Source organism: Enterobacter asburiae, assembly GCF_024599655.1.
Classification (GTDB): domain Bacteria; phylum Pseudomonadota; class Gammaproteobacteria; order Enterobacterales; family Enterobacteriaceae; genus Enterobacter; species Enterobacter asburiae_D.
Window position 1 is genome coordinate 4,507,872 of sequence record NZ_CP102247.1, and the last position, 11,666, is coordinate 4,519,537.

Genomic DNA, 11,666 nt, shown 5'->3' on the forward strand with positions numbered 1-11,666 from the left:
CGCCACCCGGCAAAATGAACACCGCACCCGTAGGCCGGGTAAGGCGAAGCCGCCACCCGGCAAAACGAATCGCGAGGCCAACATGATCCACGTACAAAACGTAAGTAAGACCTTTGTGCTCCACCAGCAAAACGGCGTGCGCCTGCCGGTGCTGCAAAATGCCTCGTTAGAGGTCAGCAGCGGCGAATGCGTGGTGCTGCACGGCCATTCCGGCAGCGGAAAATCCACCCTGCTGCGCTCCCTGTACGCTAACTACCTCCCGGACGAAGGCCATATCCGCATTCGCCACAACGATGAGTGGGTCGATCTGGTGCAGGCCCCCGCGCGTAAGGTGCTGGAAGTGCGCCGCACGACGATCGGCTGGGTCAGCCAGTTTCTGCGGGTGATCCCGCGGATCTCCGCCCTGGACGTGGTGATGCAGCCCCTGCTGGATCTCGGCGTACCGCGCGAAACCTGCGCCGCCAAAGCCGCCAGCCTGCTGACGCGCCTCAACGTGCCCGAGCGCCTGTGGCACCTTGCCCCGTCGACCTTTTCCGGCGGCGAGCAGCAGCGCGTCAATATCGCCCGCGGCTTTATCGTCGACTACCCGATTTTACTTCTGGATGAACCCACCGCCTCGCTCGACGGTAAAAACAGCGCGGCCGTGGTGGAGCTGCTCGAACAGGCCAAAGCGCGCGGCGCGGCGATCGTCGGGATCTTCCACGACGACGCCGTACGCAACCGCGTGGCGGACAGATTGCACCCGATGGGGACAAACGCATGATTATCAATAACGTCAGGCTGGTGCTGGAAAATGAAGTCGTTGATGGCTCGGTTGAAGTCCATGAAGGCGTTATTCGCGCCTTTGCCGAAACCCAGAGCCGTGCCCCTGAAGCGATGGACGGCGAAGGCGGCTGGCTGCTGCCGGGGCTGATTGAGCTGCATACCGATAATCTGGACAAATTCTTCACCCCGCGTCCGAAGGTTGACTGGCCCGCCCATTCGGCCATGAGCAGCCACGACGCGCTGATGGTCGCCAGCGGCATCACCACCGTGCTGGACGCGGTGGCGATTGGCGACGTGCGCGACGGCGGCGACCGCCTGGAGAATCTGGAGAAGATGATCAACGCCGTGGAGGAGACGCAAAAACGCGGCCTCAACCGCGCCGAGCACCGCCTGCACCTGCGCTGCGAGCTGCCGCACCACACTACCCTGCCGCTGTTTGAAAAGCTGGTCGGGCGCGAGCCGGTCTCGCTGGTCTCCCTGATGGACCACTCGCCGGGGCAGCGCCAGTTCGCCAACATTGAAAAGTATCGCGAATACTATCAGGGCAAATACTCCCTCAACGACGCAGAGATGGCGCGCTACGAGGAAGAGCAGCTGGCGCTTGCGGCCAAGTGGTCGCAGCCTAACCGCCTCAGGATTGCCGCGATGTGTCGTGACCGCAACATCGCGCTGGCCAGCCATGACGATGCCACGCACGATCACGTGCGCGAATCCCACCAGCTTGGCAGCGTGATCGCCGAATTTCCCACCACGTTTGAAGCGGCTGAAGCCTCCCGCAGGCACGGCATGAACGTGCTGATGGGCGCACCGAACATCGTGCGCGGCGGATCGCACTCCGGCAACGTGGCGGCAAGCAGGCTCGCCTCCCTCGGCCTGCTGGATATTCTCTCGTCCGACTACTATCCCGCCAGCCTGCTGGATGCGGCGTTCCGGGTGGCGGACGACGAAGGCAACAGCTTTACGCTGCCGCAGGCGATTCGTCTGGTGACGAAAAACCCGGCCACCGCGCTTAATCTTCAGGATCGCGGGGAAATCGCCGAGGGTAAACGCGCGGACCTGGTGCTGGCCCACCGCAAGGGCGAACACGTTCATATCGACCACGTCTGGCGTCAGGGAAAAAGGGTGTTCTGATGGGAAGGCTCATCTGGTTAATGGGGCCCTCCGGCTCCGGTAAAGACAGCCTGCTGTCCGCCTTGCGGCAGCGGGAACATCCGCAGCTGCTGGTTGCGCACCGCTATATTACTCGCGCGGCCAATGCCGGGAGTGAAAACCATATTGCCCTGAGCGAGCAGGAGTTTTTTACCCGCGCCGGGCAAAACCTGCTGGCGCTGAGCTGGCACGCCAACGGCTTTTATTACGGTGTCGGCATTGAGATCGACCTCTGGCTGCACGCGGGTTTTGACGTGCTGGTTAACGGCTCGCGTGCGCATCTGCCACAAGCGCGCGCCCGCTATGAGGCGGCCCTGCTGCCGGTCTGCCTGCAGGTTTCGCCGGACGTCCTGCGCAGCAGGTTGCAGAGTCGGGGGCGTGAATCAGCCCGTGAGATCGATCAGCGGCTTGAGCGTGCGGCCCGCTATGCCCCGTCCGACTGCCACATCCTCAATAACGACGGAAGTTTGCTACAGTCAGTCGATACCTTTTTATCGCTTATCCGCCAGAAGGAGAAACAGCATGCCTGACTGCCAGCTTCGCCCCGCTACTGCCGACGATGCGCAGATTGTCTATGCCCTGATCTGCGAACTGAAGCAGGCAGAGTTCGACCATCAGGCGTTCCACGCCGGGTTTCTTGCCAATCTGCAGGATCACAACATGCGCTACCAGCTTGCGGAGAGAGAGGGACAGGTCATCGGCATGATCGGTCTGCACATGCAGTTTCACCTCCATCACGCGCGCTGGATCGGCGAGATCCAGGAGCTGGTCGTGATGCCGCAGGCGCGTGGGTTAAAGGTGGGAAGTCAGCTGCTGGCCTGGGCGGAAGAGGTGGCACGACAGGCCGGCGCGGAGCTGACCGAGCTTTCCACCAGCGTGAAGCGCACTGACGCGCACCGTTTTTACGTTCGTGAAGGATACACGCAGAGCCATTTCCGATTCACCAAACCGCTATAGAGGTGCGTTATGAGTCTGACCATCACGTTGACGGGAACGGGTGGCGCCCAGCTGGTGCCGGTCTTTGGCTGCGACTGCGCGGCCTGCCGCCGGGCGCGCCTGCAGGACAACTATCGCCGTCGCCCCTGCAGCGCGGTGGTCAAATTCAACGATGCGGTGACGCTGCTGGACGCGGGCATTCCGCACCTGATGGACGACTGGCCCGCAGGCAGCTTTCAGCAGTTTTTGCTGACCCATTACCATATGGATCACGTTCAGGGTCTCTTCCCCCTGCGCTGGGGCGTTGGCGCGACGATTCCGGTTTACGGTCCGCCGGACGAAGCGGGCTGCGACGACCTGTTTAAGCACCCGGGGATTCTGGATTTTAGCCACACGGTCGAACCGTTTGTGATGTTTGAACTTCAGGGGATGCGGGTCACGCCGCTGCCGCTCAACCATTCAAAACTGACCTTCGGGTATTTGCTGGAGTCGGCCCAAAGCCGCGTGGCCTGGCTTTCCGACACCGCCGGGCTGCCGGAAAAAACGGTGAAGTTCCTGCTCAACAATCAGCCGCAGGCGATGATTATCGACTGCAGCCATGAACCGCGAGACGAGACGCCGCGAAACCATTGCGACTTAAATACCGTGATTGCGTTAAACGAGGTGATTGGCTGCCCGCAGGTGATCCTGACGCACATCAGCCATCAGTTTGACGTTTGGATGATGGATCATCCGCTGCCGCAGGGCGTAGAAGCGGGCTATGACGGGATGGTGCTGGTACTCGACTGAGTTTTGCCGGGTGGCGGCTGCGCCTTACCCGGCCTACGGTCCAGGATTTGGTAGGCCTGCGTAAGCGAAGCGCCACCAGGCTTTAACCTCGATCGAAATCGTCCTCTAACCTGCGCTCATCTTCTTCTAACCGACGGCGATCGTCATCCAACTGGCGCTGACGCTCGTCGAGACGGCGACGTCTGTCTTCAAGCTGCCGACGGCGATCGTCGTACTGGCGGCTGTCGATTTGACGGCTGCGGTCATAACGATCGTCGTCGCTGCTGCTACGGCTGCTGCTGGGATTATAGGCATCGTTGATCGCCTGCTGAATGTTGCCAATAGCATCATCGACAATATCGGCATGAGCCAGCTGGCTGGTGAGTGACAGCAGACCGAATAACAGAGCAGTTGAGTAACGTTTCATAAGGCCAGACTCGCAGGTGAACTGGCTTTACGATAATGAACGACAGGGAACGGGGGTAGCGGAGGAATCTCAAATTCAGTTGTGCCCAGGATCTTCCATCAGCTGATTCGCACGCTGTTTATTTTCTGCAACCAGTACAATGCCATAACATTTTTGATCCGGTGAATGGCTCCAGATACGATCTTCGGGGATACACCCTCCGTCATAGATAACCTTGCTACCATCATACGGCCAAAATGCTCCCTGCTCGGTATCGAGAACAAATACAGCGATTTGGTCAGACTCCCGGGCAATTTTCTGCCAGAGCATCTTCCCACCCTCATATTGTTCAAAGTCGCTGACAAGCGTCACGCCGCAATGTAATACCAGGGCTTCATACAGACGAGTTGCCAATCCCTTGTCGCGCTCGGCGGGATCAACGCATATACCTTCTACCTGAATAACATTGGTATCTTCCCAACAGCGCTCGACAGCAATGATATCTTCACCCAAATGCGTTTTACGCTGTAAATCCAGGGCAGCAACAACCCGATGCCGAGGTACACCATCGAAGGTTTCGACATCCGCTTCAATAATCGCAGCCCTTGGCGTCTGCCTATCAAAAATGACATGTAACACTCGCCCGGAGAGTTCGAATTCATCAACGAGCTTGAAAGACCTTGCTACGGTCTTTGGGCTGTAAGTTGTAGGCATCACAATCATTTGTGAGTCCCCTCTTGTAAGTACCGGCATAGTTCCCTTTATATCCCAATCTGCCAAATTTTGCGCAGGTTAGCATCCCCCGGTTTACTCAGGCGCTTGATGAATTCCTAAATATCACTGCTTATAAACAGACTTTCCGCAGCGCCTGCGCCAGCTGCACCCGCGTAAACGGCTTACGCAGTAGCTGGACGTCCGGCAGCTGTGGGTTATGCGCGGGTCGTAAATCCTGGCCGCTAATCAGCAGCACCGGAAGCTGCGGATAATGATTACGCACATGGTTAATCACCTCGGCCCCGCTGAGGCTGCCGGGCAGCATCAGGTCGCTGATAAACATGCCAATATCCGGCGACGCCGCCAGCATGTTCAGCGCCTGCTCGCCGTTGTCCGCTTCCAGCGTCAGGTAACCAAGCTGGTGCAGCTGCTCGCAAAGGGTCTGACGGACATCCGCCTCATCTTCCAGCACCAGGACCAGCCGCTCGCTATCGACGGAGTCGGTGGCTGACAGCGCTTCATCATCTGCAGCGGCGGGCAGCACAGAGCGCGGGAGATGAAGCCGGACGGTCGTTCCCTGCCCCGGCGCGCTTTCGATCTCCACGCGCCCGCCGGACTGGCGCACAAACCCATAGACCATCGACAGGCCTAACCCGCTCCCGCTTCCGGTCTGCTTGGTGGTGAAGAACGGTTCAAAGACCCGGGATTTCACCTCCTGCGACATGCCGCTGCCGCGGTCAATGACCTCCAGCGCCACCATATCCTGCCTGCGCCCGTCGCTGCGGGTGACGCGCTGGTTCCAGGTCCGAATTTTAATCACCCCGCTTTGCCCTTCCATCGCATCGCGCGCGTTCATCACCAGGTTGATGATGGCGTTTTCCAGCTGGCTGACGTCTATCCACGCGGGCCAGGCCGGGGATTGCGCTTCAATCTCCAGGGTCAGGGTGGCAGGCAGGGAGTGGCGCATCAGTTCCCGGAGGTTCTCCAGCAGGGGCAGCATCTCTACCGCATGCGGCGTCAGGGATTGCTTGCGGGAAAACGCCAGCAGGCGCTGCGTCAGTAAGGCACCACGCTCGGCCGCCTTCAGCGCCCGGGTAATGCGCGGCGCGTCTTGTGATTCGGGGTCGGTGAGCTCAAGGCTGCCGATGATCACCGCCAGCAGGTTGTTAAAATCATGCGCCAGCCCGCCGGTCAGCTGTCCGACCGCCTTCATCTTCTGGCTGTGCAGCAGCGCCTCTTCCAGCCCCTGACGCTCGACGCGGTCAATCTCCATCTGCGTGGTTTTCTCTTTCAGCAGGCGCGTGGTGTGCTCAAGCGAGGCGGTATTGCGGGCAAAAACGTTAAACGCGCGCGCCAGCTCGCCCAGCTCATCGCGCCGCTGGAGGGCGGGAACGGAAACATCCTGTTCGCCGTGAGCAAGCCGCGACATCGCCCGGGAAATGGCCGTCAGGTTAGAGGCCAGATTGCGGTAGATATACCAGCAGGCGCACCCGGTAATGATCAGCGCCAGGACGGCGAAGATGCTGATAAACACGCTGATGGACTGCAGCTCGTGATGGCTCTGGGCCGTGCGAAGCCGGGAGGCCTGCGCCACCTGCTCGACGTACTGATTAATGTCACCGTTGAGGATCGCCACCAGCGCCTTGATGTGGAACATATACCAGCTTATCGCCAGATCGCTCTCTTCCAGCTGCTTCGACAGCGGGGCGAGCTTGCCTAACTCGGCATTAAAATCAGGCAGAACCCCCTTCACAACCGGCTGTAGGGCATTTTGAGGCAGCGCTGCGGCCACGGCGTCCAGTTGATGAACGGTCGCGCGCGGCGAAGGGGTGTCGATGGCAGCGGCGATCAGCCGGTCCATCTCCATCAGCTGCTGCGCATCCGGTACGTTGCTGCCATAGCGGCGGTTGATGTCCTGCAGATGACGCAGGTAGCTCTGGCTTTGATACAGCGAACTGAGCAGCGCGTTACGCTCCAGATGGCGTCGCTGTCCGCGCTCAAGCATCTCCGTCACGCTCTGCTGGAGCTCATTGCTTCGTTGAATAATACGCGCCACCAGCGCCGGCTCCTGCTGCGCCAGCGGCGCATCCGCAAGCTGCTCCAGCGAGCGGCGCAGCGCCATTTGCGTCTGCTTCAGGCGCTCGGCTTCGCCTTTGTACTCCAGCGCCCCCACCACCTGCGAAAGCCGCACCGCCGCCGTCGCCACGTTGGCGGTATCACGGGCCAGGTTCATGCTGCCGGTCATGTCATCCAGCGTTTGCTGCTGAACCTGCTCCTGGATTTGACTGGCGTGACGAAAGCCGAGCACCGCCACGCCGCTCACCATCAGCGTAACGGCGACCACCAGCAGATTGAAAATCAGCAGGCGGCCTCGGGCGCTGGCGAAAAACGGGGGGCGTGATGGCATGGGGTTGGGCTCCTCTGCGGTTTGGTGTCCCCTCACCCTAACCCTCTCCCCAAAGGGGCGAGGGAATGATTTGCTCCCTCTCCCTTTCAGGGAGAGGGCCGGGGTGAGGGTAGTTCAATAACTGTGATCTACATTAGCTATTCATAACTATGACAAATATGAACAGCTTCTGACATTTTGCATTTACGCACCTGTGATGAAGTGCAGATATCGGCATTCGCAGGAGATCCGCCATGAGCAGAACCCCGGTATTAGAGATGCGCAGCATTGCCAAGACGTTTGGCAGTTTCCACGCGCTCAAGGGTGTGGATTTGACGGTCTTTCCCGGAGAGATCCACGCGCTGATGGGAGAAAACGGCGCGGGAAAAAGCACGCTGATGAAAATCCTCGCGGGAGCCTATACCGCCACCAGCGGCGAGATCCTGATCGACGGTCAGCCGTTTCACATTAAAGGGCCGAAGGATGCGCTGACCGCAGGCATTACCCTGATTTATCAGGAGATGCAGCTCGCGCCCAATCTGACCGTTGCCGAAAATATCTTTCTCGGCAGCGAGCTGTCGCGCGGCGGGATGGTCCAGCGCAAAGAGATGGCCGCTCAGGCGCAGGCGGTGATTGACCGCCTCGGCGCGCAGTTCAATGCCACCGACCTGGTGATGAAGCTGACCATCGCCGAGCAGCAGCAGGTAGAGATCGCCCGCGCGCTGCACCGCAACAGCCGCATTCTGGTGATGGATGAACCCACCGCCGCCCTCTCCTCGCGGGAAACACACCGCCTGTTTGAACTGATTTTGCGCCTGCGCGATGAAGGGATGGCGATTATCTATATCAGCCACCGCATGGCGGAAGTGTATGAACTCTCTGACCGCGTCAGCGTGCTGCGCGACGGGCAGTACGTCGGCAGCCTGACGCGCGACAAGCTGAACGCCTCCGAGCTGGTGCGCATGATGGTGGGCCGCCCGTTAAGCGACCTGTTCAACAAAGAGCGTGATATTCCCCTCGGCAGCCCGCGCCTCAACGTCCACCACCTCACCGACGGTAAAAAAGTGCAGCCGTGCAGTCTGCAGGTACGTTCCGGCGAAATCGTCGGGCTGGCGGGCCTAGTCGGGGCCGGACGCTCCGAGCTAGCGCAGCTCATCTTCGGCGTGCGTAAAGCCACCGGCGGCATGATTGAGGTCGACGGCGAGCCGGTGGTGATCCACTCCCCGCGCGCGGCCATCGAAAACGGCATCGGTTTTCTCACCGAAAACCGCAAGGAGCAGGGGCTGTTTCTGGAGCTGGCGGCGCAGGAGAACATCACCATGGCGACGCTGGAGCGCGACGCCACCTTCGGCATGTTAAACCGCAAAAAAGCGCAGGCCATTTCCGATGACGCTATCGCCCTGCTCAACATCCGCGTACCGCATTCGCAGGTGCGCGCGGGCGGGCTCTCCGGCGGCAATCAGCAAAAGCTGCTGATCTCCCGCTGGGTGGCCATCGGCCCGCGCATTCTGATTCTGGACGAACCCACGCGCGGCGTGGACGTCGGCGCGAAAAGCGAGATCTACCGCATCATGAACCAGATGGCGCGCAAAGGGGTGGCGATTTTGATGATCTCCAGCGAGCTGCCGGAAGTGGTGGGCATGAGCGACCGGGTGTATGTGATGCGGGAAGGCAGCATCGCGGGTGAACTTCACGGGCGCGACATCTCTCAGGAAAACATCATGACGCTGGCAACCGGCGTGAACGACACTCATCATCAGGCGGTGCAACCATGACACATTCAACCAGTCCGCAGCAGGTGGCGAAATCCGCCTCCGCCAAAAAAATGCTGATGAGCGATCTGATGCAAACGGTCGGCATTTTGCCGATTCTTATCCTGATTGTGGCGGTATTTGGCTTTATCGCCCCTAACTTTTTCACCGAGAGCAACCTGCTCAACATTACCCGCCAGGCGTCGATCAACATCGTGCTGGCGGCGGGAATGACCTTCATCATTTTAACCGGCGGGATTGACCTCTCCGTCGGCTCGATTCTGGGCACCACGGCGGTAGCGGCGATGGTGGTCTCGCTTATCCCTGAATTTGCGATGCTCTCCATTCCGGCCGCGCTGATGCTCGGCATGGTGCTGGGCCTGTTTAACGGCGCGCTGGTGGCCTTTGCCGGGCTTCCTCCCTTCATCGTGACGCTCGGCACCTATACGGCACTGCGCGGCGCGGCCTACCTGCTGGCGGACGGCACGACGGTCATTAACTCCAACATCAGCTTCGAGTGGATCGGCAATAACTACCTCGGCCCGATTCCGTGGCTGGTGGTGATCGCGCTGGCGGTCATTGCTATCTGCTGGTTCATCCTGCGCCGCACCACGCTCGGCGTACACATCTATGCAGTGGGCGGCAACATGCAGGCGGCGCGACTGACGGGCATTAAGGTCTGGCTGGTGCTGCTGTTTGTCTACGGTATGAGCGGCCTGCTCTCCGGGCTTGGCGGCGTGATGAGCGCCTCGCGCCTCTACAGCGCCAACGGCAACCTCGGCACGGGTTACGAGCTGGATGCGATTGCGGCGGTGATCCTCGGCGGCACCAGCTTCGTCGGCGGGATCGGCACGATCACCGGCACGCTAGTCGGCGCGCTGATCATCGCCACCCTCAACAACGGGATGACGCTGATGGGCGTCTCCTACTTCTGGCAGTTGGTGATCAAAGGGGCGGTGATCATCATAGCGGTGCTGATCGACAAATACCGTACCCGACACCATCAAAGTGCATAACAACAAAACCCTACAGCTTCGAGGAAAATCCTATGCGTTTGAAACCGTTAGTGACCGCGCTCTGTGCTGGCGCACTGCTTGCCGCAACACCGTTTGCGCAGGCAAAAGATCTGAAGTCCATCGGCGTGACGGTGGGCGACCTGGCCAACCCGTTCTTCGTGCAGATCACCAAAGGTGCCGAGCTGGAAGCGCGCAAGCTGGCTGGCGATAACGTCAAGGTGACGCTGGTCTCCAGCGGGTACGATCTGGGCCAGCAGGTGGCGCAGATCGACAACTTTATTGCCGCGAAGGTAGACATGATCATCCTCAACGCTGCGGATTCCAAAGGGATCGGCCCGGCGGTGAAGCGCGCGAAGGACGCCGGGATCGTGGTTGTTGCGGTTGACGTGGCGGCGGAAGGGGCTGATGCCACCATCACCTCCGATAACACCCAGGCGGGCGAAATGGCCTGTAAGTACATTACCGACCGCCTGAAAGGCAAAGGCAACGTGGTGATCATCAACGGACCACCGGTCTCTGCGGTGCAAAACCGCGTGGAAGGTTGTCAGACGGAATTCAAAAAACATCCGGATATCAAGGTGCTCTCGGATAACCAAAACGCCAAGGGCAGTCGTGAAGGCGGTCTGGAAGTCATGACCTCCCTGCTGGCGGCCAATCCGAAGATCGACGGCGTGTTTGCGATTAACGATCCGACCGCGATCGGCGCCGATCTGGCCGCGAAGCAGGCGCAGCGCAATGAGTTCTTTATCGTCGGCGTGGATGGTTCTCCGGACGGTGAGGAAGCGCTGAAGCGCGAAAACTCCCTGTTTGTCGCAACCCCGGCGCAAGATCCGCAGGTGATGGCGGCAAAAGCGGTGGAGATCGGCTATGACATTCTACAGGGTAAACCTGCGCCGAAAGCGCCGGTGCTGATCCCGGTGACGATGATCGATAAAAAGAACGTCGGCACGTATAAGGGTTGGACGGTTAAGTAACCCCCTCACCCGGCCCTCTCCCCAAAGGGGCGAGGGTGTTCAAGTTCCCTCTCCCCTTTGGGGAGAGGGTTAGGGTGAGGGGTGGTTTTGCATAAAATTCCAGGAGTCCCCATGAAACGCTCCGACATCAATGAAATTCTCGGCCACACGCGACAGTTCTTTTCCATGCACGACGTGCATCTCCCGCCGTTTGCCAGCTTTCCGCCCACAAAATGGCAGCAGCTTGACCAGGCCGCATGGCAGGAGGTATTCGACCTCAAGCTCGGCTGGGACGTGACGGCGTTCGGCGGCAACAGCTTTGCCGCTGAGGGCCTGACGCTGTTTACCCTGCGCAACGGCTCGCCCAACGGCGTGCCTTATGAAAAGTGCTATGCCGAAAAAATTATGCACGTGCGCGACGGCCAGGTGACGCCGATGCATTTTCACTGGCGCAAGCGAGAAGACATCATCAACCGGGGCGGCGGGAACCTGATTGTAGAATTGTGGAATGCCGGTGCACATGAAGAGACGGAAAACACCGACGTGACGGTCACCGTCGACGGCTGCCGTCAGACCCACGCGCCCGGCAGCCAGCTGCGCCTCGCGCCAGGGGAAAGCATCTGCCTGACGCCCGGTCTGTACCACAGCTTCTGGGGCGAACGCGGCTTCGGCGACGTGCTGGTTGGGGAGGTGTCATCGGTAAACGACGACGAGCACGACAACCACTTTTTGCAGCCCGTTGCCCGCTATAACAACATCGAAGAAGACGAACCGGCGCTGCTGGTGCTGTGCAACGAGTACAACCTGTTTCGGATATAAGGG

The 11,666-nt window shown here is 59.9% G+C and carries 12 protein-coding genes; 9 read left to right on the plus strand and 3 right to left on the minus strand.

Annotated elements, in window-relative coordinates; all coding sequences use genetic code 11:
• Window positions 1-82 precede the first annotated feature (82 nt).
• From phnL to phnP, 5 genes are read left to right on the plus strand one after another with little or no spacing between them, the layout of a single operon-like run.
• Window positions 83-763 (plus strand): phosphonate C-P lyase system protein PhnL, encoded by a 681-nt coding sequence (gene phnL / locus NQ230_RS21435; protein ID WP_121426263.1) that lies wholly within the window; start codon window positions 83-85, stop codon window positions 761-763.
• Window positions 760-1,896 (plus strand): alpha-D-ribose 1-methylphosphonate 5-triphosphate diphosphatase, encoded by a 1,137-nt coding sequence (gene phnM / locus NQ230_RS21440; protein WP_121426262.1) that lies wholly within the window; start codon window positions 760-762, stop codon window positions 1,894-1,896. The genes phnL and phnM overlap by 4 nt, the downstream gene beginning before the upstream one ends.
• Window positions 1,893-2,444 carry a ribose 1,5-bisphosphokinase gene (gene phnN, locus NQ230_RS21445; RefSeq protein ID WP_121426261.1) on the plus strand — a complete coding sequence of 184 codons (552 nt, stop codon included), beginning with the start codon at window positions 1,893-1,895 and terminating at the stop codon, window positions 2,442-2,444. The genes phnM and phnN overlap by 4 nt, the downstream gene beginning before the upstream one ends.
• Window positions 2,437-2,871 (plus strand): aminoalkylphosphonate N-acetyltransferase, encoded by a 435-nt coding sequence (phnO, locus tag NQ230_RS21450; protein WP_159515349.1) that lies wholly within the window; start codon window positions 2,437-2,439, stop codon window positions 2,869-2,871. Before phnN ends, phnO begins: the two co-directional genes overlap by 8 nt.
• A 9-nt stretch (window positions 2,872-2,880) precedes the next feature.
• Window positions 2,881-3,639, plus strand: a complete 759-nt coding sequence (gene phnP / locus NQ230_RS21455; RefSeq protein WP_257259062.1) for a phosphonate metabolism protein PhnP — start codon at window positions 2,881-2,883, stop codon at window positions 3,637-3,639.
• 82 nt (window positions 3,640-3,721) lie between these two features.
• Here phnP and yjdP read toward each other — a convergent pair whose 3' ends face one another.
• The 3 genes from yjdP to NQ230_RS21470 form a co-directional block, all read right to left on the minus strand.
• A complete protein-coding gene (gene yjdP, locus NQ230_RS21460; RefSeq protein ID WP_121426258.1) occupies window positions 3,722-4,045 on the minus strand; it encodes a DDRRRQL repeat protein YjdP in 324 nt (107 codons plus the stop codon).
• Window positions 4,046-4,120: 75 nt separating this feature from the next.
• A complete protein-coding gene (locus tag NQ230_RS21465) occupies window positions 4,121-4,747 on the minus strand; it encodes a GNAT family N-acetyltransferase (protein WP_257259065.1) in 627 nt (208 codons plus the stop codon).
• A gap of 121 nt (window positions 4,748-4,868) precedes the next feature.
• Window positions 4,869-7,145, minus strand: coding sequence for a hybrid sensor histidine kinase/response regulator (locus tag NQ230_RS21470; protein WP_257259066.1), 2,277 nt, complete (start codon window positions 7,143-7,145; stop codon window positions 4,869-4,871).
• A 233-nt stretch (window positions 7,146-7,378) separates the two neighbouring features.
• Between NQ230_RS21470 and NQ230_RS21475 the strand changes: the two genes are divergently transcribed.
• From NQ230_RS21475 to NQ230_RS21490, 4 genes are all read left to right on the plus strand, one after another.
• Window positions 7,379-8,899: a sugar ABC transporter ATP-binding protein gene (locus tag NQ230_RS21475; protein ID WP_257259067.1), complete on the plus strand. Its 1,521-nt coding sequence runs from the start codon at window positions 7,379-7,381 to the stop codon at window positions 8,897-8,899.
• On the plus strand, window positions 8,896-9,891 hold the full coding sequence (locus NQ230_RS21480) for an ABC transporter permease subunit (protein WP_023334198.1): 996 nt from the start codon (window positions 8,896-8,898) through the stop codon (window positions 9,889-9,891). Before NQ230_RS21475 ends, NQ230_RS21480 begins: the two co-directional genes overlap by 4 nt.
• A gap of 32 nt (window positions 9,892-9,923) precedes the next feature.
• Complete coding sequence (locus NQ230_RS21485) at window positions 9,924-10,865, plus strand: ABC transporter substrate-binding protein (RefSeq protein ID WP_021242935.1); 942 nt, start codon at window positions 9,924-9,926, stop codon at window positions 10,863-10,865.
• A 111-nt stretch (window positions 10,866-10,976) separates the two neighbouring features.
• Window positions 10,977-11,663: a D-lyxose/D-mannose isomerase gene (locus NQ230_RS21490; protein WP_257259069.1), complete on the plus strand. Its 687-nt coding sequence runs from the start codon at window positions 10,977-10,979 to the stop codon at window positions 11,661-11,663.
• Window positions 11,664-11,666 lie beyond the last annotated feature (3 nt).